The sequence below is a fragment of the Paraglaciecola sp. genome, assembly GCF_039943935.1.
Taxonomy (GTDB): Bacteria; Pseudomonadota; Gammaproteobacteria; order Enterobacterales; family Alteromonadaceae; genus Paraglaciecola.
Genome location: NZ_JBDUZQ010000010.1, coordinates 17,228 through 39,112, shown reverse-complemented (window position 1 = coordinate 39,112; position 21,885 = coordinate 17,228). Strand labels below are relative to the sequence as shown.

Here is a 21,885-nt window from a genome sequence, read left to right as displayed (position 1 = left end):
TTTGTTTTGTCTGTTGTATGGTCGTATCCGCCATGGTTACGGCGCAGGATACGACAAGTGAAACGCCATCTACCCCACTATTACAAAAAGCTTATCAACAAGTTCTATATGAATACTACCAAGGTGACTTCGAACAAGGCCTCACTAAAATATCGATATTAGAGTATCAATATCCAAAAGGCTTGTTAGCTATATCGGACTCATTGCGGGATGAAATTATAGAGCCTGAATTAATAAAGGGTGCAATGAGTTTAGCGTATGGTTTGAATGCTCAAGCAACAGAAATATTCACTCGATTACTGAAAGGTAAACAGTCTGAAAAAGTATCAGCATATGCTTGGCTGTTGTTAGGTGAAGCCTATCATAGTAGTCGTGAATTTGAGCAGGCAGCTAAGGCATTTTCTAATATTACTATAGAGCAAGCCGATAGTTTTTTTGATATAGCCACTCGAGATCGTTGGTTGTATTTACAGTCGCAGTTACATGGGTTTTTGATCAATTCTGACATTCAAACTAATACCAGCACAATTACAGTAAGTAATAGCCAATGGTTAGAAGGGCTATCTGATGATTCCGTTTACCGTGAATATATAGCATATAATCATGCGTTAGGGTTATTACAAAGAGGGGAAGTAGCGCAAGCAATATCAGAGCTTGATAGTGTGGCTTCGGCTGATACAGGCATAATTGAAAGTTGGGGGAGTTGGGTCAACCCTTTGTTTGACGACATACAAAAGACATCAGAAAAAGATGAAAGAGCTGCAATTAAAGACAGAGCAAATCTGACTCTAGCTTACACTTTAATGAAGCAAGGTGAACCCCATGATGCTTTTCGTACCTTTGAAAAAATCCGTACGGAAGGTTTAGATTACGATAGTGCACTACTGGGATACGGTTGGGCTGCGGCAGAAAAGGGCGATTGGCAAGTAGCATTGGCTATTTGGCAAAAACTGATTCAAATGCCACAGCACACTGAGTTTACATTAGAAGCTTATATCGCCAGTGCTTATGCTTATGAAAAAGCGTTTGCGCCAAACCAAGCAATGAATATGCTACAGCTTGGCGTAGCCCGTTTTAATCAAGCCAGTGAAGTATTAGATATCGCTCTTGGGCAAGTATCAGAACCTCAGTTTGTTTTAGAATTAATCCCATCAATATTAGACTCAGAAAAGCAAATAGATAGCTATACATTGTTGAATCGAAAAGGTGAGAAATTAGACGCGCAGTTTATTTTTGAGAGTATCAGTGTCAGTAATGAATTTAAAACGGCTATAGAAGATTTAAAAAGTAGCCTAGAAATTCAAACTAAATTGCTTAATTGGCAGCAACGAATGTCGCAATATCATTTGATGTTAGACGAACGTAAAGTTGAGAGAAGTTATCGCGCTGAAAAAATGGTTGCGGATCGCACCTTAGAAAAATTGGGTGTTTTAGAAGAAAAGCGAGAGCAGTTAGCGGCTAAGTTGCAACAGGCTCAATTGTTACAAGATGGCACTATTTTTATGCCGGAGCAATACCAAGACTGGTTAAAAAGGGTGAAGCGCTCGCAACAACGGCTCAAAAAGATAACTCAACTTAAGTCGCAGTTAAATCAAACACCTTTGGCAGTGTCTTACTCTAAACGTCTAGATTTAGTGGCAGGAAGGTTAACGTGGCTCTCAGCTGAAGCGCTACCCGCGAATATGTGGCAAGCTAAAAAAGCATTAGCGCTTTTAGACCGAGATCTTTCAATCACTGAAAAAAGACAACAAGATTTGTTAAACCAGCTAGCCACCCCTGCTCTTTATTCAGAACAATGGCAAAGGGTTGAGTCCATCGCTGAGCGCTTAAAAGTTCAGCTGCGCGCGAGCGAAGAGCTACAACAGCATCTTATTGCCAAAATATCAGAAATTTTCAAGCAAGCAATAGTTGCCCACCAAGAAAGAGTGAGTGATTACTTACTTCAAGCTAAGCTGGCCACTGTACGTTTAAGTGACCAAGCTTTACTCAACGATGATGCTGATTTAATAGAGAATGGCCAAACGAAAAAGGATAATTCCCAATGATATTGAGTTATCTGAAATCACTTAACGTATCCGTTCATGCAGTGGGTTTAAGCATATTTATTCTAAGTGGTTGCAGTATTTTTACCGAAGACTTTGAACCACAGTCACAAGCAAAAGCGCAGATATCTAGTGCAAATTTAGGTGATGTTTATTTTGAACCCTTGCCTTTAGACCATGAGCCATTACAACAGCCAGATACCAAGACGCTAAGAGATCGATATCAAGAATTGTTAACCTTGGTCGGCGACCCTAAAACCAGAGAAGTGGCTGCTTATCGTCTTGCAGATTTAGAAGGGCTAGTGGCAGAAGCACAACTCGAAGAAGGGGCTGCTTTACAAATTTCTAGTTCTAGTGCTAATACAGAGGAATCCCAATTGTTTGGTGCCACAATTCAGCGCTATCAGGACTTGCTAACAGATGAACCAGACCATGAAAATAGTGCTGAAGTTTTGTATCAGCTCGCTAAAGCTTATGAACAGCAAGGTTTAACGGCACAAAGTTATCAAGCATTAGAAGAGTTAGTTACACAGTTTCCAGGTTTTCCTTATTTAGCAGAAGTCTATTTTCGCATGGGAGAAGCCCAGTTTACTTTAGGTAATTATTTAAGTGCCATCAGTCATTATGAGCAAGTGATAAAGCAAGGCGATCAAAACCCTTATTATGCTACCGCCGCCTATATGTTGGGTTGGAGCTACTTTAAAGACGAACAGCAAACACAGGCTTTAAGTGCATTTAGCCAGCTGTTAGACCATTCTCTACCCAATGAAGTGATTGCAGAATCTATGCTTTCTCAAGTGGATAGTCAGGCACAAATTGAAAGGTTATCTGTAGGTCAAAAGCGTTTAGTAAAAGACACCATACGTATAATGAGCCTTTTATTTTCATATCAAGACGCCCTATTTACTGAGCCTGCAGCCAGCATTGAGGCGCACTTTTCAGGGATTGGCCCAAGGCACTATGAGTATGTGTTATACGATGCGCTGGCCCAACATTATCTAAATAATGATCGTTACCGTGATAGTGCTATAGCGTATAAAACCTTTAGTCAACTTCATGTAGAGCACTTCCAAGCGCCTATTTTTGCGGTTAAACAAATTGATGCCTATATTTTAGGAAAATTCCCTACTTTAGTGTTGCCGGCAAAAGAGAGTTTTGTGTTGCGCTATGGGGTAACGGGAGATTATTGGACACAATGGCCTGTCGTATTACAAGAACAAGTTGCACCTTATCTAAACCAATATCTACAAGAGTTAGCTCAGTTTGAACATAGCCGAGCCCAACTACTTGATAATGCCTATAAAGGGGATATGGGTGAAAGGTTTGAGATTAGCCCACAAGAGTTACAACAACAAAGTGTTACCGCTTATTTAAAAGCTGCCTCTTGGTACCAGCAATTTATCAACACCTTTCCCAGAGATACCCAAGCTCCAGAGTTTTTATTTAGGCTAGGAGAAAGTTACTTTGCTGCTAAGCAATATATAAAAGCCGTTGACGTGTTTGAAGAGTACGCCTACAAGCCTAGTTATGGGACAGATTTATCTCGCAAGGGCTACCCAAAAGCCGCTGAAGCCGCTTACCTGACTTTGCTTTCGTACCGAGAGTTATTGGAAATGGGAACAGAAATGGAGCAAGCAGACCAAGCAACCTGGTTGGAGAGACAGTTAGTAAGCCAAAGAGATTTTGTCACTGAGTTTGCTAATGATCCCCGTGCACTTGATGTTTTACATACAAATATTCAGCAATTATTTCTGCTTAACCGATACGAGAATGCCATAAGCAACGCCCAACTTTTATTGGATTGGCAGCCAGATGCCAGCGTTGAAAAAGTGTTAGCTAGCCAGTTAGTTATGGCCCATAGTTATTTTGCCTTACTTCAATATTCGGAAGCTGAATCTAAGTACGAAACAATTCTACAATTATTATCGCCAGCAGACTTACGCCGCTTTGATATGCAGGAAAGACTGGCTGCGAGTATTTATAAGCAAGGTGAAGAAAATATTCGCCTTAATTTTTTACCTTTAGCTGTGAATGACTTCTTAAGGGTAATTGCTAAATCCCCTAATTCTAGTATTAGGCTTAACGCTCAGTATGATGCTGCTAGTTATTTGTTAGAAATGAAAGAATGGCAACAGGCTATTGGTTTGTTAGAAGACTTTAGGCGTCGTTTTCCTGCGCACGAATTAACTAACAATATTCCTGATCAATTGATTCTAGCTTACCAACAAAACGAAGATTGGCAGCAAGCCGCTGATGAATTACTGGTTTTACATCAAGCCAACCCTAAATCAGAAGAAGGGCGCCAGGCCCTATACGTGGCTGCGGGGTATTTTTACAAAATTGATAACAGAGCACAGGCCCTTAATTCTTATCGGACTTATGCTCACAGTTATCCGCTACCTTTTGCTGAAGCTAATGAAGCGCGCTTTATTATGAGTGAGTTTTATTTAAAAAGTAATGAAGCTAGTAAAAGACGTTTTTGGTTAAATAAGTTGATTTTGGCAGATAAGCAAGCCCAGCAACAAGCCAATTTGCCGCGTAGTGATCGCTCCCGTTATTTGGCAGCAATGGCATCGAATGTGTTTGCCCAAGATAAATTGTATAACTACAAAGCAATAAAATTAACGCAGCCACTAAAAAACAGTTTGACCAAGAAAAAAGCAGCACTTACTCAAGCTCTTGATGCTTACAACAACACTTTGGCCTATAAAATTGAAGAATTTAGCACCGCCGCCAACTTCAGTATTGCTGATATTTATCACCAATTGGCTAAAGACTTAATGGAATCTAGCCGCCCAGAAAACTTGAATGAATTAGAGCTTGAGCAGTACGAATTATTGTTAGAAGAACAAGCATACCCCTTTGAAGAAAAGGCTATCGACATACATGAAACCAACGCTCAAAGAAGCTGGGATGGTGTGTATGACGACTGGGTACAAGAAAGTTTTCAGGCATTACAAACTTTATTACCTGGTCGCTATAACAAGCTTGAAAAAGTGTCGGAGGTAACAAATGAAATTTATTAGTTCTACAAACTTAATATTGACGTGTATGGCGTTCGTATTGGCAGGCTGTGCTAATTTGCCATTTTTAGAAAACATCCAACAGCAACCAGAAGTCTCTGAAAACGCTAAAGCAGAGAAGTCTTTGACACCTTTACAGTTGAAAGTATTAGAGTTAAAGGCCAAACCTAACTTATATACACAGCAATATTCTCAATCAAATGAGGCCTTATCACCATTGCTTAAAAAGCAGTTTAATCAAGCTGTGGCATACAAAATTGAAGGTAAATTAGATCAGGCAGAAACACTTTTAAAGCATCTTTCTCAGACCCAACCTCAACTATCTGGGGTGTGGTTGCAGTTAGGCTCTATAGCCCTTCTAAAAGGCACTATGTTAAAAAATTCACCTAAAAATATTAGCTTAGATAAAAGCGAGACCTACTTAAATAATGCCGTAGCCGCGAACAATCTTAACTTTAATGCTCATAACCTATTAGGACAGGTTTATCGTCACAAAGGCAAGTTTACTCAAGCTTTGCGTCACTATGATAAAGCTATAGCAATCTGGCCTGCTTTCCCCGAAGCGTATATGAATAGAGGGGTTTTATATGACCTTTATTTAGGTGAAAAATCGCACGCCTTAGATGATTACACTCTGTATCAAGCCTTGTTAGATAAACCGTCAAGGCAAGTAAAGGGCTGGATAGCTGATTTAAAAAGGCAAATCAAAGCTCAGCAAAAAAATGGAGGTGTATAGTGAAATTAAAATATTTTTTGTTCATTGTTTTGAGTTTATCTAATTCAATACTTTTTGCTCAACAGCAAGATGTTGTCACTATTGAAGAAACTATACGCGGTAATCAAGAGCAGCCTAAAGTCTTAACTATAGTGCCCTGGCAGGCTCCGTCGTTGAAAGAGGCCTTACCTAGCCAAATTGTTGAGCGGATAAATAAACAATTTGTACCCCTACAGCGTGATGAATTCTTACGTGAGCTAACCTCATTACGTACCAAAAACATATACCCAAAACACTAGCTTTATACCTTGTTGCTTAAAATAAAGTTATATAGTGCAACTACTGATTTTTAGGAGTAAGTCATGGATTTTTTCCAAACTATAGTGAGATTTTTTCAGGAAGGGGGCGCCTTTATGTTCCCAATTGCAGTGGTACTAGCGTTAGGGCTAGCAATAGCAATTGAGCGTTATTTTTTCATTAGCTTTGCAAAGAGTGTGAATAAAAAAGCCTTTAAGCAAATGGAGCCTTTACTTAATAAACACGATTACGCTGCTGTATTGAGCTTTTCTAGGAATAGTAATGCGCCAATTAGCCGAATAATTGGTGCAGGTATGGCGAGACTTAATAATAGTCAGAGGCGTGAAGATATTGAATGTGCAATGGAAGAGGGCTTGATGGAAACAACGCCTCGTCTCGAAAAGCGCACTGCTTATTTAGCGACTTTAGCGAACATATCTACATTATTAGGTCTATTAGGAACCATTATCGGACTAATCGCTGCCTTTTCTGCGGTGGCTACTGCTGACCCGTCTGAAAAAGCAAGTTTGTTGTCTCAAAGTATCTCTGTTGCCATGAACACAACTGCATTTGGTCTAATCGCCGCTATTCCTCTTTTGGCATTTCACTCTGTCATACAGACTAAAACTACAGAAATTATCGATAGTATGGAAATGGCTGGTGTGAAGTGTGTCAATGCTCTTATTGCTCGTAATGAATTAAATACTCGTTCACGTTCAACCGACAATTGTTAATTGAAGTTGATAGTTAAAGAACAAATCTAGGACGTTTTTATGGCTGGTAGAGCTTCATTGGGGCGCAAAGGGCGTAAACCAAAACAAGACGCTGAACTTGATATCACATCATTTATGAACTTAATGATAGTCTTAGTTCCTGTGTTACTAATGATGATGGTTTTTTCCCGTATTACGGTGTTAGAGCTTTCATTGCCTGAGTTAGGTGATGCGAGTTCTGCTGAGATAGACGTAAAAAATCAACGTCTAGAGTTGGTAGTACGTGCCAATAGTGTCGCAGTTTATTACCCTCAAGGTTATTTGGTTAAAGAGCTATTTAGTACCGAGCAAGGCCATAATTATGAGGCTTTGCAGATGGTACTCAGACAAATAAAACAAAGTTTATTAAACAAAGATATAGATAAAAAATCGGCGACTTTGTTGCTCGAAGAAAATACGCCTTACGAAGTTATCGTTGCTCTTATGGATACCACTCGGTCTTACCAGGATGTGTTGATAACCTCTGTGGTAGATGCTGAGTTATTTCCTGAAATTTCATTAGGTGATGCACCGTTAATTGCAGAAAATGGGAGCAACCAATGAAAATGTCAGCGAGAGCATTACGGATGCAACGCCACCATAAGCGGATGTCAAAAGAATCTAAGTTGAGCCTAGTATCTTTGATGGACATTTTTACTATCTTAGTATTTTTCTTGATGGTGAATGCCTCAGACGTGCAAGTTTTACAGAATAACAAAAGTGTCGAACTGCCAAAGTCTAGTTCTCAAAAGGCAGCCAAAGAAACCTTAATTTTGATGGTGAATAACCAAGACCTAATCCTGCAGGGTAGAAAGCTAGTTGATGTGGCAAATATACTAAGCCAAGACCAAGATTTAATTCCTGAGTTAATGACTGAACTTGAATATCAAGTTAATCGATCAACAAATTCAACCTCAGACGTCTCTGATTCTGAAGAGCCTGCTGCTAGAGCCATTACCGTTATGGGTGACAAAAGCATTCCTTACACAGTGCTAAAAAGAATTATGCAAACTTGCGCTGAGGTGGGGTTTACAAACATATCCTTGGCAGTAGAAGGCGAAATGCCAGATGAACAACAAACAGCCACCGATACTTCGCAACAGGAATCAATATGAACGTTGCCTTAGCCACTCAAAACAGCAAATTGTTGCCTGTTAATAGCTTTGTTACCGAGTTGCCTTGGTCATCAAGTACCTCTGAAAACAAGCGTTTTACTATTATTACCGTTATTGTATTGTGCATGACATTAATCTTTGCAGCGTTTGTAAAGTTTCAAGAATTACCCGAGCGGCCCAGAGCTGAAAAAGAAAAAGTGCCTCCTCAGTTAACCAGAATTATGGCACCAAGGAAAGTTGAGCCACCTAAGCCTATTCCAAAGCCAGAGCCTAAACCGATTGAGCCTGAGCCAGTCAAGCCCAAGCCTGAGCCTAAAAAAGAACCTCCTAAACCAAAAACACCAGAGCCCCAAAAGGTACAGCCTAAGCCGGAACCCGTTAAGGTTGAAGCTCCCTCTCAAGCTGAGATTACCGAACAAGCTAAGGCTAAAGCACAACAATCAGGTGTATTGGCGTTTCAAGATGATTTAGCAAGTTTGCGTGATGACACTAGTATCAACAATTTAGCCGATACCCAGACTACTAAAGGCGCCGGCACTAGCGACCAAACTCAACGAAAGTTTGTGGGTAAAAAAGTTGCTGGTGGTAGTGGCGGAGTTGACACTAGCCAATTGACTACTGACATTGGTTCTAAAGGTGAACTTAAAGGCACAAAAACAACTGAATATGTTGCTCCAACAGAAGGCTTAGCGTCTATTGCAGCTAAACAGTTAGTGGTGGAAGACCAAGTACTAGGAAGTCGAGATTTAGAATCTATTCGTAAAGTACTCGATGCCAATAAAGGTGCAATATACGCTATATATCGCCGAGCGTTAAGGTCAGATCCTAGCCTTGAAGGTAAACTTACCGTTAATTTAAGCATAGAGCCAAGTGGCTCAGTGTCTGCGGTGAAGTTGGTCTTTAGCGAGCTTGAGTCAGACGAGCTAGAAACTAAATTAATCAGACGTATCAAGTTAATCAACTTTGGTGAGCAAGCAGTAACCCAAACCTTACTCGATTATTCGTTTAACTTTTTGCCATTCTAGCCTACATTCAATATATGGTTTTTTAAACTGTATAGGGCTATTTACAAATATGTTCACTCAACACGGGGCTTTCTTACTTACTCGTTGTGGTCGTGTTTTATTTCTTGAAATGAAAGGGGCTTGGAATCTCGAGACCACTTTAGCTTTTAGGCGGGCTGTTCTTGATGAGGCCACTGAGCTTAATGGTCAAGAATGGAGTTTAGTTACAGATATGACCGAATGGGAGTTGTTCACACCTGAGTGCGAACCTATCGTCTTCGAAACCTTAAAGCAGTCTGTATCGTCTGGTTTAACTAGAGAGGCTCTAATCAATAATAATGGAAGTATTAAGCTAAATTTGTTTAAAAAATATAAAAACAAATCCTTATATTTTAACGGTCTTCATATATTTAAAAGACAATTTTTCACACAGAAACAAGACGGAATACTCTGGTTACAACAAGAAGGTGTAACTGTACTTTTGGAAAATGAAAAATATAAACGTTGCTAAATTCAAGCAATTGCTTCTTTAAAACTCCCCAAATATATTAAATTATCCTGATGGTTGTCGTTTACTCCGCTCTTTTTAGTCGGTAGAATCCGCCGCGGAGTTGGCCTGGTAATCGCCGTTTAGTTTTCACTTGTGAATTTCTAAAGGGAGGAAAGTCCGGGCTCCACAGGGCAGGGTGCCAGGTAACGCCTGGGCGGTGCAAGCCGACGACAAGTGCAGCAGAGAGAAGACCGCCTTTTTGTTATTCGTAGCAAATCGGTAAGGGTGAAAGGGTGCGGTAAGAGCGCACCGCGTCGCTGGTAACAGTGTATGGCAAGGTAAACTCCACCCGGAGCAAGACCAAATAGGATCTCTTATGGCGTGGCCCACGTTGAGATCGGGTGTGTTGCTTGAGCCAGTGAGTGATTGCTGGCCTAGATGAATGATTACCCACGACAAAACCCGGCTTATGGCCAACTCCAATTATTTCTGTTGCTGTATTGAAAGTTAAGACTACAAGCCTTCCCGATATTCATAATCACCAATAGTTAAAACAACCTTTACTCAACTAATCCCAAAGCCTTTGTTGCTTGTTAATACTGAAGTATCTATAGGGGTTCCAAAATCCTTCATTGAAATACGGAAGTTTGGTTTCGCTTAGTCGACGAATATGGCTTTCGCGCAATGTGCTCAAAGCTTCTTGGCTTAAACTTTCTAGATGTTGTTTGGGGTTTTCGTAAAACAAATTATTATCTTCTGATAATGTGAAGTCTTTCTCATCTTCATTATTGTTATCTAAACTAGTTACACGCCTACAAGTAGGGCTGTTTGGGTGCTTAGGATTTAAACGGGTAACAATGGCATAATAGTAATCATCTTGTTTGTGCGGTAGGAGGTACAACATACCTAAGCCTAATGGAAAGTGTCCAACCAACTTAATAAAATATTCGCAAGCGTGGCTACAAATAAATTCATGTTTTGCAGAATTTTTGAGAACAGTAATTACGTTCGGTAAATCTAAAAAACGATATACTGGCTTGGTTGACAGCACGAACGATGAGTATATTTGAGGGATTTTAACAATATTGCCAATACTGTCTTCTGTAGGTTTGATTGCATCGGTTAATAAGCCTGATACGAACTTCATACGGTTGATTTGCTTTTTTTCAAATCGTTCCTGTTTATTAGAATCATTACCCTCGTATTCTGAAACCCCTATCCCATTTGTAATAAAATCTTGAGTTTGTTCATGATTGATTATGAGCAATAATGTGCGGGTTTCTTTATCTAAAACACGAAACTCGTCTTGCGTACCGTCTGCTCCTTTTAGCAAACGCTGTGTTTCTGGATGTTGCATGCCTATATCTTGCAATAGGGCTGCAATGATTACAGGTATAGCTACATCAAGTTGAAATTGACTATAGCGGCTGGCGTCTTTTGAAAAGCGAGTTGTGGGATCAAAGCGACTGGTTATATAAGTATTAGTTAACATGTCTTGAGCTAATAACTTGTCTAATAACCTCAAAGACAAAACCGCCTTATATAAAGGCTTGCAAAGCTGATGCATTTGTTGTCTGTTACTGGTTTCGGAACTGGATAACATAAATAGAGTAGCTAATAACTTAGAGCTTTTTAGTTCGGTTTGTTGTTGATTCTTGCCTTCAGTTAATCTCAATATATTGACACAAATATTTGCTAAGCATTTATACCTATGTTGACGATCAATACATTGTTTATGTTCTTCTATTTTTAAGTCATTTTGAAATTTTTTAATTTGCTGTTGAGCATACTCACGCTTGGCGCCGCTTACTGAGCTCAGGTAATCCTCAGCTCCTTTAACATTTTCTTGGCAAGTTCTTAAAGCACCAGCATCAGCTTGACAAGATGTATAGTAGATTTGTGCTAGTTCAAAAAATGAATCTTTGCGGGTTGAATTGTGCTGAATCTTATTTAATAGTGTTTGAACATTTTGGGTATAGTCTGAATCACTTAAAGTTGATGTCATTTAAATCAATTCCAAATATCTACAAAGTTTCACACAGTTTTTAATACTAAAGTCTATGTCTTAGATAATAGTGATTGCCCATAATGAATGCAACGATTTAATAGGATAGAGCTTTTAGGTTGCAGTCTGTAATCCCCTTAGAAAGTCGGCATCGCGTTTTAAGTAATTTGAATAATGATGTGCTTGTATAATGCTTTATATTGATAGTAAAAACGCAGCTATTGGCTGCGTTTTGAATGTTGTATCTGGTTGTTAGCGTAATTATTATTTACATAATGTTAGTTTTTTATAATTAGTATAGTTGCAACTAACTGAACTCCCGAGGGTACAGTGATACTGAAAGCTGAATTCAGGTAAGGGGAAGTAATCACGCAACTGCTGAGACACAGCCTTGTCTGGAAATCTTCTTATGTATATCTCTACCGATGCAGCATCGCTCCCCCCTGGTAGTTCATTAAAGTCTTATATTGCCCAATTTATGCATTACTCTTCTACAATACAGTCAAGTTGATATTTGACTGTATTTGGTCACAAGTGAGTGGTCTTGCATGGCAAGTAGCATGTACTAAACCGCTTTATGTATATCGATTCCGTTTATTTCTACATGGCATAAGTCGTAACCCTGATACGCGGAAATTTCAGCAATCATTACTAAATGGCCTAAAGAATTACCATTGAGTTGCAGTGCAAGACTCCCTTTTTGGGTTTCAGCGACTATTGAACCAAATGCGTATCAAGTATCCTTAAATTTCTTTTAACGCCAAGTTGAAACAAAGCATCATTTTTCAGTTTCTTCATCTGTATGTGTGTAATATATTTGGTTATGCCTCTAGATACTCTTTATTGAATTTAACTTTGGAGTTAAATTGATTCTTTCGTATTGATTATTAGCTACCGTTAATACAAAACCAGCCCAATATTTAGGGTGGCTATAAATACCTGAGCTTATGAATTTGCGCTTTGCATCGGCTAATGCAGCGCTTGTGTTACCCTTATTTTTTCTTAGATTGGTATAGAAGTAATTCATAAATAGTGAAGTAGGCATATCGTCAATTTTCCACAAGGAACTGATAACTGAGCCAGCACCTTGCAGAATAAACCTTTGGGTTAGGCTGTTTATTCCTACGCCGTTGTAAAAGGCCCCAAGTGCAGTTTCACAGCCACTTAAAATGACTAGTTCAGAGGTGAACTTGTATCTGGTCAGCTCTGTCATAGTTACAAAATCAGTAGATATATAACCGTTTTGATTCTTTTTGGAAGTGGCAAAAGCCGCTAAGTCGGGGTAGTTTCTATCCATAAAACCGTGTGTCGCTATGTGTAAGAGAGTTGAGTTCCGCACAGCTGGTGAGAATAGAGCGGAATTTGTAGCCTGCTCACCTAACAAAAGATTTACTTTGCTGTTATGAAATAAACTAGCGACATTCTCTGCCTCATGCCTAGAATGAGGTAATGGTAGTAGACTTGGCAACCAGTCTCGCTGAACAATACTTGTAAAAGTTTCGTTTGGTTCATCACTATTGCCAAACAAGGGATCTGCTACCACAGTTATATCGTAATTAGATATAGTTGGTTTAGTTTTATAAGCTAGATATTGGCTTACAGAGTTAGTTTTTATAATTTCTATTTCTTCGATAATCGGATGATAAACTAGAGGAGAAGTACTTTTATTGAATGCATTAAAAGGCACTGCATCTAATAAACCATCAGTCACAAGAATCAGCTTTTTAATACCTGTTAGATCAACGTGTTTTTTTGGAAAAAAGTCGGTGATTAAAATATTTTTTAGTAAGCCAAGTAGATTCTTAGTATTCAACCCTTCATTTACAGATTGGGAGAAAATATTGAATTTTTCGGATGCCTCTAGTGCGTAATAAGTAGATTGCTCCCTACTGCTAAACAATACGTAAAACTTGTTTTCACTGGAAAAAAAATGAACTATTGCTTGGTCTTTCTCTAACTTTTCAATTATTTCACCTAAAGATAAAAGTGACGTGCTTTTGTATGTCTGAGTGCTTATTGATTGGCGGAAAAAAGTAAATAATTTTTCAGATAACTTGTCAATTTCGAAGTGAATTGACGACCTTCGCTCAGGAGTTATTTGTGAACTTATAAACTCTTTTTCATAAGCAATTTTTTTTTGCCATAGAGTAGTTAACTTAACCTCAACGTCAGGCGTCATTGATGGTTGTATTTGTGACACTATCCGTGAGATGTAGTTAAAGTTTTGGGACTCTTCAATAGCATTAACCAAACGGTATTTTTTCTCTTTTTCTGCTATTTCACTATTGTTAAAAAGTGACGTAACAAAAACATCGAATAATTTCTGTGTGATTGAAATAAAAGAAGCTGCTTGATACATATCAGGTGTAATGTGGGAAATAATTTTTTTAGCTCTTTTATATGCGTTTTCTACTTCGGGTTCGCAATTAAGACTAGATTCTATGGTAAGTATTGAAAGCTTGATTTGTCTTATCGGGTAGTGAGTGTGCTCGATTGATTGTGTGTTTTTTGTTTTGCAGGTGAAACCATCTAGGTTAAGAGGGGTTTCTATTAAGCTCAATAGCGTTTCATTACTGCAATTTTTATCTTTTGTACATTGATGCGTTGCGTCTATATAGAATTGTGCTTGAGTAAACTCATTTGCTTTTATTCGGAGCTCAGATTTAAGCAATAAACAATCAAGGATTTGAGCTTCAAACATAAACTCAGTGTTTTCGTTAAAGCATACTCTATCTGTTATTTTTTCTGCTTCAGAAAAGTTTTCTAAGGATACATGATCTTTTATTAGTTCAATTTCTGCCGCTAAGTGGTGGTAAAAATTAGGATTTAGATTTTTTAAAACTTCCTCATGGATCTCTCTAGCCTGTTCGCCATTCCCTTTTTCTCGCTCGATTTTTCCTGCTGCATAATATGATATATAATAACCATTGGTGGTGCCAACTTGACTTTCAATTTCAATAGTTTTCTCAATAAATCGTTTAGCTTTATCTAATTTACCCACTTTTAAATAGGCTAATGCGAGGCTATAGTACATGTCTGCCAAAGCTATATCTGTTTGTTTGGTTATTCCTCTGGTGGTTTTGATGATGTCGATGCTTTTGTGGTATGCACTTATTTCGTCTGACAGTTTTCCAATGTAGCCAAGAGATAAACCTAATATTTGAGTCAGTTCACCTAATTGCAAATTATCGAGTACTTTAGAGTGCGTGTTTATTGCCGAAGTTAAAAAAATAATGGCATCTTCATGTTCATTAAAGCGATTATGATAAAGCCAATACCCCTTTAATGTATTAAAAAGTAAGTCTGGATTGTCGTTTTTTTTCCACGTCACGAGAGGTGTATCTAAAAAGCAGACTTTCAAAAGCTTGTATAGTTCACGCATTGTTAACTTGTGTGAGTAGTCATGTTCACAGATTAATGTCAGCTTAGGTAACAAAGGAGATAGCTTGTTAAAGTCAATATCCGAGAAAACTGATGCTATTTTGCTCTTGAGTAGACTGACAAAGTTTGGATAAATTGAAATGAGTTTGCTTCTTTCTAAGAAAGCGATTAGCTTCTCTAATTGTAAAAGGATTTTGTATTTATCGTGATGTTTTTCAACTTGCCTTAATTCTAAGAATAATTTACGCAACTGACTTATATTAGATTTTTTGAATGTTCGCTTGGTTTCTACAAACTCTAAGTCACTAGCTTGTAAGAGCTTGCTCATTACCAGATCTTTTAAGTAGTGCGCTAATTCAATGGTAGGTTCTTTTAACAATATTTCGCTAAGCCTTATACTATCTGATGCGTCAATAATTGGCTTGCTGTGACTAAAAAGATCTAAGCTTAATTCATCAGAGAGTTCTAATTTACTAAAAAGTTTTGTATCAAATGTTTTTTCTGAAGTAGCTTTAATTATGTAAGGTGAGAGAGAGAGAGAATTTGGCAATTTAAAAAGAATGAATGGAAAGGCAATGCCATTAGATTCTAGACTCTGTACTAACCGATTGTCTTGAAAAATTTTTGCAGAAAAGGGTTGGTAAGGGCCTTCAATAATGACAACTTTTTCAATATTTGATTCGATTGAAATCTCAAAGAGATTTTCTTTGGCATGTACAGTAATACTCGTCATTACGCCAACGAGTAATACTATATGCTTAGGTAAAAAGTTTAAAAAAAATCTATAACACCTCATTGGATACTCGACTTTTATCTATAACCTCGCCAACTATATGAAGTTGTAAAATCCATTTTGCCGTCAACTTCTGAAGCGTATGACCAAGTTAGCGTATCGGTGAAGGCCGATTCTCCTTTGTGAAGACTGTGATCTACACGCCACTTAGTAATTTTGAGTTTTTCTTTATCGTTGAATGCTATCTCTATGGTTTGGGTGTCTTCAAGAAAATACACTCCATTTTCTTCTTTAAGTGTCAATCTGAGACTTTCCATAGCGCTTATCATTTGCTTTGCCCAACCGTTAGGATCTCCTTTTTGATAAATTTCATTATCAGCGTCTTTTCTCTTAAGTGATTTAACTAGAGTTGGATCATTTTTATCTAGAGCAGGGACATAAGCTGCAAGAGAAGTTACAGCACTCTTATAAATACTAGACTCCGGGTCTGTGTCAGTTGTTATTTGATCGAATACTTCGAGTATAGGAGACAATATTGCGGCTTCATCAGTATGCCAATTCTCTAGCTTGCTAAAATCAATCATTTTTATTCCTCGTTTATAAAGTTGATTACGTTCATCATGTTTAAACTATCTGTTGTATTAAATCTCTCAGCTAACTTACCTAACTTTTTAAGTGCGGATTGAAAATTATATTGCTCGTTATCAAATACTGTAACGGTTGCCCCTGCAATTGATTTTCTAATGGTAGTAGCGTTAATTAAGCTACCCAAAGGACCAAGTTTAGAGCCGCCTGTTTGAGTTTCTGCCTCTAACAGTACATAAGGCCATAGCGGTAGGTTTTTATGAGTCAAGCCTGAAATACCTTCAAAACTGGTATTGTCGATCGTCTCTATTGGCTGAATACCAATCTTAGTCTTTAATTCCTCCCAATCATTTTGCATACTCATATGTTCATAAATACTGAAACCACTAGGTAAATCAAAAAGTTCCGCTGCGTCGATATTTAAAGAGACTATATTGTCAGCTGAGTAATTACTGGATAAGTGATTCATATAAATTGATAAGTTTGTATCAATTGCAAATGCTGGTTGCCCAGCTTCAAAAAATGCTGACCAATATATTTGGTTTGATTTTGGAATCGCCTCATTTCGTTTTATTAAACTAGATATTCTAGGAGCTCGTGGAGACCCATCTAAATGATAATTACTTCTTACCGTGCTATGGCCGTATCTCCATGTAGCATGGGAAAATAGAGTAGGTATGAAGCAAAAAGGGCTTACTGAATTATAGTGGCTGAATAACAAATCATCGATTGGGTATTGGTTTTTGTTAAATAGATGTTCGTGTACACGTTTTGTTATTATCCTAGGTAAAAAGTCCTCGATAACTAATAGTTGGAACAATAGTGTTGTATATATACGAGCCTCTAGAGCATTTGCAGCTATTTTTTGTTTTAAAAGTTTATTATGCAATCGTAAAAAAAGCAGATGAAATTGGGCGATGATTTGATTTTCATCATTACGAACTTCAGGTATAATAGCAACCGCTTGTCCACCTCTAGTTTCCCGAGGTAAGTCATGTGCTTCATCTTCAATTTGATTTACTTTAAATAGGCCTGAAGTTTCAAAAAAGGGTAATGATTCTGGAGAAAATTTATATGTATAATATGGCGCAGCGCCATAAATACTATCTAAATTCATATATCCATCTACTTTTCTGCTAGTTGATCTTTGAAATGTACTCGGGACTATTTCATGGGATAAAAATTGACCGAAGTAGGTATACCCTGCTTGGAATGTTTTCGGTGGTGCAGTGGTTCTTATTTTAAACATGCTTTTAGCAATTTCGTTTTTAGTACAGTCTGCTAGCATTGTTATATTCCTTTTTGACTAATTTTGCCGTTTTATGACTAACTCGACTTCAATAGATGAATTTTCTAGGGCTTGATTTTCATATATTGGTTCGACTCTTAGTTTTACTAACCCTAGGTCAATGACATTGCCGTTCACTAGAACGTTTAATTGGCCAAGCTCGGATAATTTTTTAACATCAGAGTATATAAGCTCAGATGTCAACGGATTAATCAAACTAACTTGATGTTGTTCTGCAAGAACGTACGGTGTCGCCACTATCATTAGTGATCGAGTGTTTCGCTCGACGGTAATATTTTCAGTGATTTTCTTATTTACAGAACGTAAATTCTCTAAATAATGAATATGAGAATTATTATTAGCTGTATACATTGTGCTAGGCTCATTAAACAAAATTAATAGCAGTACAACACAACACAAAACAGGCGCAGCGAAAGCTATTGTCTTGAAAATTGAAGAAAACAGCCTGCTTTGAACAGGAATTTCTTGCACACTCGGCAAATGTTCCACCATCACGCTATCCAATTCTAATTGCTCCAGTAAATGGGGTTTATCCATTATGTATTCTTCAAACTCTACCGTTTCTTCTGGTGTCAGTTTGTTGTGCAAATACTTTTGTACTATATCGTTTTGGTTGATTGTTTCATCACCCATTTTGGTTGTGTTCATACACACCTCGACTTAGACGTTAACGGCATACCCAAATTGGTAAGTTTAGGTATATATCGACTATTCATTATTGGCGTTGTAATTGGTAAGTGCTCTTGATGCTGCTTATCTCTCACTTGTGTTGCGAATAAATGTTCCCTTTTTAATTCAGGGCTTTGTAGATTAAAAGCGGCTATAAAAATACCAATGCTAAGATAGGTTGTTGTAATTTTTGAGGATTTATTTTCACGTCCGAGTTTATGTTGAATGAGTTGTTTTAGCCTTTGCCTTGCCCTAAACAATACTCTGTCAAAGTGTTCTTTGCTGAGTGCTAAGTCTTCACAGATTTGTTGTTTGTTTTGCTCGTAAACGAAGTAATTTTGCAGAATTTCTTTGTCTCTTGGGCTTTTTAGTTCATTGAGTAATTGTGTGGTTATTTTGAGTAGCTTACCTGAGTGTAAGGCTTGACTGATTTCCATGTTATCGGTTGGGGAGTGCACTTCAATATTGTCTACTCCATGGGTATCGCGACGTGATTCTTTACGTTTATGGCCTATTAATAGGTTAATACCAGTTTGTCTGATGAAAGCTGAAAGCGCCGCTGGATTAGTGATGCCATTAGCTCTCGCTTTTTGGATAACGACAATAAATGTATCTTGTACTAAATCTTCGGAGAGCGCTTGATTTTGAGTCTGTCGATTAAGAATAAATAACAAACCACGATAATAGGTAGTGACGAGTTCTTGTTCTGCTTCCTTGTCACCTCTCGATATTCGTAAAACAATCGATTCTGCTTGGCTTAATTTTTGGTCCATTTCTACCACTTTTATTGTTTTAATGTATTGAATTGGTTGAAATTTACACTTTCAGAGTAAAGATTAATCGATCTTGCTTGGTGGTGCAATTGCTGCTCTAAAAATTAATGACAAAAACGTGATAATTTTAGATTTTTAAGTTGTTATTCTTAGTTGTTTTAAATTTTAGCGTAAATTAAGAGTACTAATATCTGTTTTTTCTTGAGATTTAGCTTAGTGTTTATTTGTCTGTATAGACTCGTAAATCAGAAGTGACCCCTATCCTATGGATTTTATTATGAACAAGCTTTGGATGAGACTGTGAAAACGCATTTACAAAAAGGTAAGCAATTGATTTGGACTCCTTTGCAAAAAAAGGTTTTTTTGCTGGTGGTTAGTTTGTTTACCTTGGTGTTCGCATTAACGCTAATTAGCATTTATCAGGCTGCTTATAATCAAGCCGAGCGGGAGTTTATCGCCCGATTAAAAGTGGGCGAAAACGTGTTTATGAATGAGGTAACGATTGCCAAACAACACCTTGATTCAAGTGTTGAAACTATAGCCAAAGATTGGGCTTTACGCAGTGCTATTGGGCAAGGTGATGATCCTCAATCTATTAAAAGTGTACTGTTTAATCACGGTAAACGTATTGGTGCAGATATTGCCTTAGTATTAAATAATGACTTTGAATTGATAACCCAGTATGGCAATGAGGATTTAATAGTTGATCGCTTATTTGCACAAAACCTAGATAGAAATCAACAGAATATGCCTTGGATTGCTAATGTGGGAAATCAAGCTTATTTGATGTCTGCAGATCCAATTAAAGCACCTGCTACTATTGGCTGGCTACTAATGGGAAAGAGGCTTAACCATGCATTTTTATCTCGCACCAAAACATTAATATCATTAGATATTAATGTTTTGGTAGAGCAGGGGGGCGAAAGCTCTATCTTGTTATCTACCCTTGAAAATAGTTCTGATTTTCAGCATGAATTGATGCTTCTATCCTCAAACTTTGTGAATCATGGGTTGTTGACTGATATGACTATCATGGAAGCTGATGATGTAGTGGCTTTACCTTTTAGTATTTTCAAAGAATCTAACCTGCAGTTTGTAGTGATTTTACAAGATTCAATTGGTGTTTGGTTGCAAACCCGAAACGCATTTATGATAGAGCTGCTACCTTTTTTTATTGTGGGGATTTTATTAGCTTTACTCGGCTCTTTCTTTATTGCTAGGAGTATCACTCGCCCAGTTAGTCGATTATTGGAAGTGGCACAGCTCGTCGCGAGTGGTAGTTACACTGAAAAAATCAACATTTCTGAGAAAAGCGAACTTGGGGAGCTGGCTAAAGAGTTTTCAAATATGCAGCATGCGGTGATGGAGCGTGAGCAAAAAATTAAAGATCAAGCTGAAGAAATTCGGCAAACCCATGTCATTAAGTATCAAGTTGAGTTGGCGCAAAAAGAACAAAATCTTGCGGCATCTGCAACCGAAGCTAAAAGCCTATTCTTAGCGAATGTAAGTCATGAAATCCGAACGCCACTTAACTCGGTTGTAGGGTACTCAGCTATTTTGAATGACCCAACTGCCAGCCCTAAAGAAAAAAACAAAGCGATACAAGCGGTACATAGTGGTGGTCAATATCTACTGAATATCGTGAACGATGTGCTTGATTTATCTAAGATAGAAGCGGGTAAAATTCAGCTAAACAAAACAGAAACTAGCTTGGTACATATGTTGGATGAAGTAGCGTCACATATTGAGGGATTTGCGTTAGAAAAACATCTAATATTTAATTTGAAGCTTAACTTCCCACTTCCAGAAAAATTCATCACAGATGGTACCAGATTAAAACAAATTCTACTCAACCTGTGTAACAACGCCATAAAGTTTACTCAAGAAGGCCAGGTTGATGTGCAAATTCATTTAGACAGCTACAGGCGTAGATTAATATTTGTGATTTCTGATACAGGCCCAGGAATGAGTGATGAACAACAGTTACGTTTATTCACGGCATTTTCTCAAGGTAATCAAGCTATCAACAGGAAATATGGAGGTACGGGGTTAGGGCTTTATATCAGTAAACAACTCATCGAAATGTTAGGCGGTCATATTAAAGTGACTAGTCAAGAAGGTAAAGGCAGTCAATTTGCAGTGTATTTACCATGGCACGAAGCAGACGAAAAATCTATGTTGACCTCGAATCAGCAAGTCGACATATTACGCTGCTTAGAGGTAAAAAACGAACTACACATCCCTAAGTTGAGTGGCCGAGTGTTGGCAGTTGATGATAATCAAGATAATAGGGATTTAGTGGCTTATCTGTTGTCTAAAACAGGGCTCGAATTGGTGCTAGCAGAAGATGGCGAACAAGCGTTAAAGTTTGCTCAACATCAAGTCTTTGACCTGATATTAATGGATATGCAAATGCCTGTTCTTGACGGGTTGCAAACCACCACCATATTGAAAGAAAGAGGGGTTAAATCTCCAGTAATTATGCTTACCGCTAATGTTGATAGAGGCAGTAAACAGCAGGTGTTCAATGCTGGTGCTGTAGAGCATTTTGCAAAACCAATAGACACGACAAAATTTTATAATTTATTAAGCAAATACTTAAGATTTGAAGATTCTTTTGAGAAACCAAGCATGCCTAAAGAAAAACTAAGTGAGTTTGATAAATTAGTTGATAAATATCGCATGAGTTTTAAAGATAAATTAGTTGATATTAACCAAGCTTTAGTTGAACAAGATTGGGAGAAAGTCAAAGGGTTAATGCATAAACTAAAAGGCTCTGCAGGAAGTTATGGATTTCAAAAACTTAGTGATTTTGCCGTTTTAGTAGAGGATAAAATTGATGAAAATGAATTTAAAGAGGCAGAGCGATATATCTCAGAAATGAGGGAATATATGCAAGAGTTATATGATGAATAGTCAAAACATAAATGCGCAATCATGATGCTCACAACCGTAATGTTGATTGACACCTTTTTATAAAAGTTAAAATTAG

16 protein-coding genes and 1 other RNA gene are annotated in these 21,885 nt (G+C 37.8%); 11 read left to right on the top strand and 6 right to left on the bottom strand.

The genetic code is table 11. The features are described 5' to 3' along the window. The first annotated feature begins 32 nt into the window (after positions 1–32). From ABJD71_RS05930 to rnpB, 10 genes are all read left to right on the top strand, one after another. The gene (locus ABJD71_RS05930; RefSeq protein ID WP_348166023.1) at positions 33–2,045 is read left to right on the top strand and encodes a tetratricopeptide repeat protein; all 2,013 of its coding nucleotides are present in this window, start codon (positions 33–35) and stop codon (positions 2,043–2,045) included. Then, positions 2,042–5,068 (top strand): tetratricopeptide repeat protein, encoded by a 3,027-nt coding sequence (locus tag ABJD71_RS05925; RefSeq protein ID WP_348166020.1) that lies wholly within the window; start codon positions 2,042–2,044, stop codon positions 5,066–5,068. The genes ABJD71_RS05930 and ABJD71_RS05925 overlap by 4 nt, the downstream gene beginning before the upstream one ends. Then, positions 5,055–5,801, top strand: coding sequence for a tetratricopeptide repeat protein (locus tag ABJD71_RS05920; protein WP_348166017.1), 747 nt, complete (start codon positions 5,055–5,057; stop codon positions 5,799–5,801). The genes ABJD71_RS05925 and ABJD71_RS05920 overlap by 14 nt, the downstream gene beginning before the upstream one ends. Next, positions 5,801–6,079, top strand: a complete 279-nt coding sequence (locus ABJD71_RS05915) for a hypothetical protein (protein WP_348166014.1) — start codon at positions 5,801–5,803, stop codon at positions 6,077–6,079. Before ABJD71_RS05920 ends, ABJD71_RS05915 begins: the two co-directional genes overlap by 1 nt. A gap of 63 nt (positions 6,080–6,142) precedes the next feature. Next, entirely contained in the window at positions 6,143–6,811 is a 669-nt protein-coding gene (locus tag ABJD71_RS05910; RefSeq protein WP_348166011.1) for a MotA/TolQ/ExbB proton channel family protein, read from the top strand. 39 nt (positions 6,812–6,850) lie between these two features. Then, the gene (locus ABJD71_RS05905) at positions 6,851–7,393 is read left to right on the top strand and encodes a biopolymer transporter ExbD (protein ID WP_348166008.1); all 543 of its coding nucleotides are present in this window, start codon (positions 6,851–6,853) and stop codon (positions 7,391–7,393) included. Further along, a complete protein-coding gene (locus ABJD71_RS05900) occupies positions 7,390–7,944 on the top strand; it encodes a biopolymer transporter ExbD (RefSeq protein WP_348166005.1) in 555 nt (184 codons plus the stop codon). The genes ABJD71_RS05905 and ABJD71_RS05900 overlap by 4 nt, the downstream gene beginning before the upstream one ends. Further along, positions 7,941–8,969, top strand: a complete 1,029-nt coding sequence (locus ABJD71_RS05895) for an AgmX/PglI C-terminal domain-containing protein (RefSeq protein WP_348166002.1) — start codon at positions 7,941–7,943, stop codon at positions 8,967–8,969. The genes ABJD71_RS05900 and ABJD71_RS05895 overlap by 4 nt, the downstream gene beginning before the upstream one ends. A gap of 49 nt (positions 8,970–9,018) precedes the next feature. After that, positions 9,019–9,459 carry a hypothetical protein gene (locus ABJD71_RS05890; protein WP_348165999.1) on the top strand — a complete coding sequence of 147 codons (441 nt, stop codon included), beginning with the start codon at positions 9,019–9,021 and terminating at the stop codon, positions 9,457–9,459. A gap of 96 nt (positions 9,460–9,555) precedes the next feature. Continuing rightward, positions 9,556–9,923, top strand: an RNA gene (rnpB, locus tag ABJD71_RS05885) — RNase P RNA component class A. 83 nt (positions 9,924–10,006) lie between these two features. Here rnpB and ABJD71_RS05880 read toward each other — a convergent pair. The 6 genes from ABJD71_RS05880 to ABJD71_RS05855 form a co-directional block, all read right to left on the bottom strand. Continuing rightward, on the bottom strand, positions 10,007–11,443 hold the full coding sequence (locus tag ABJD71_RS05880; RefSeq protein WP_348165997.1) for a hypothetical protein: 1,437 nt from the start codon (positions 11,441–11,443) through the stop codon (positions 10,007–10,009). 829 nt (positions 11,444–12,272) lie between these two features. Continuing rightward, positions 12,273–15,557 carry a CHAT domain-containing tetratricopeptide repeat protein gene (locus ABJD71_RS05875; RefSeq protein WP_348165994.1) on the bottom strand — a complete coding sequence of 1,095 codons (3,285 nt, stop codon included), beginning with the start codon at positions 15,555–15,557 and terminating at the stop codon, positions 12,273–12,275. A 77-nt stretch (positions 15,558–15,634) separates the two neighbouring features. Then, positions 15,635–16,141 carry a hypothetical protein gene (locus ABJD71_RS05870; RefSeq protein ID WP_348165991.1) on the bottom strand — a complete coding sequence of 169 codons (507 nt, stop codon included), beginning with the start codon at positions 16,139–16,141 and terminating at the stop codon, positions 15,635–15,637. A 2-nt stretch (positions 16,142–16,143) separates the two neighbouring features. Continuing rightward, entirely contained in the window at positions 16,144–17,259 is a 1,116-nt protein-coding gene (locus ABJD71_RS05865; protein ID WP_348165989.1) for a peroxidase family protein, read from the bottom strand. A gap of 189 nt (positions 17,260–17,448) precedes the next feature. After that, entirely contained in the window at positions 17,449–18,099 is a 651-nt protein-coding gene (locus tag ABJD71_RS05860) for a hypothetical protein (RefSeq protein WP_348165986.1), read from the bottom strand. Then, entirely contained in the window at positions 18,096–18,893 is a 798-nt protein-coding gene (locus ABJD71_RS05855) for a sigma-70 family RNA polymerase sigma factor (RefSeq protein ID WP_348165983.1), read from the bottom strand. Before ABJD71_RS05855 ends, ABJD71_RS05860 begins: the two co-directional genes overlap by 4 nt. A 300-nt stretch (positions 18,894–19,193) precedes the next feature. Here ABJD71_RS05855 and ABJD71_RS05850 point away from each other — a divergent pair, with 300 nt between their 5' ends. After that, positions 19,194–21,809, top strand: coding sequence for an ATP-binding protein (locus tag ABJD71_RS05850; RefSeq protein ID WP_348165980.1), 2,616 nt, complete (start codon positions 19,194–19,196; stop codon positions 21,807–21,809). Positions 21,810–21,885: the final 76 nt, after the last annotated feature.

Coding starts and splice junctions, on each gene's coding strand:
- ABJD71_RS05930 (WP_348166023.1), top strand. CDS start 33: ATGGTTACGGCGCAGGATACGACAAGTGAAACGCCATCTACCCCACTA.
- ABJD71_RS05925 (WP_348166020.1), top strand. CDS start 2,042: ATGATATTGAGTTATCTGAAATCACTTAACGTATCCGTTCATGCAGTG.
- ABJD71_RS05920 (WP_348166017.1), top strand. CDS start 5,055: ATGAAATTTATTAGTTCTACAAACTTAATATTGACGTGTATGGCGTTC.
- ABJD71_RS05910 (WP_348166011.1), top strand. CDS start 6,143: ATGGATTTTTTCCAAACTATAGTGAGATTTTTTCAGGAAGGGGGCGCC.
- ABJD71_RS05905 (WP_348166008.1), top strand. CDS start 6,851: ATGGCTGGTAGAGCTTCATTGGGGCGCAAAGGGCGTAAACCAAAACAA.
- ABJD71_RS05900 (WP_348166005.1), top strand. CDS start 7,390: ATGAAAATGTCAGCGAGAGCATTACGGATGCAACGCCACCATAAGCGG.
- ABJD71_RS05895 (WP_348166002.1), top strand. CDS start 7,941: ATGAACGTTGCCTTAGCCACTCAAAACAGCAAATTGTTGCCTGTTAAT.
- ABJD71_RS05890 (WP_348165999.1), top strand. CDS start 9,019: ATGTTCACTCAACACGGGGCTTTCTTACTTACTCGTTGTGGTCGTGTT.
- ABJD71_RS05880 (WP_348165997.1), bottom strand. CDS start 11,443: ATGACATCAACTTTAAGTGATTCAGACTATACCCAAAATGTTCAAACA.
- ABJD71_RS05875 (WP_348165994.1), bottom strand. CDS start 15,557: ATGACGAGTATTACTGTACATGCCAAAGAAAATCTCTTTGAGATTTCA.
- ABJD71_RS05870 (WP_348165991.1), bottom strand. CDS start 16,141: ATGATTGATTTTAGCAAGCTAGAGAATTGGCATACTGATGAAGCCGCA.
- ABJD71_RS05865 (WP_348165989.1), bottom strand. CDS start 17,259: ATGAATTTAGATAGTATTTATGGCGCTGCGCCATATTATACATATAAA.
- ABJD71_RS05860 (WP_348165986.1), bottom strand. CDS start 18,099: ATGAACACAACCAAAATGGGTGATGAAACAATCAACCAAAACGATATA.
- ABJD71_RS05855 (WP_348165983.1), bottom strand. CDS start 18,893: ATGGACCAAAAATTAAGCCAAGCAGAATCGATTGTTTTACGAATATCG.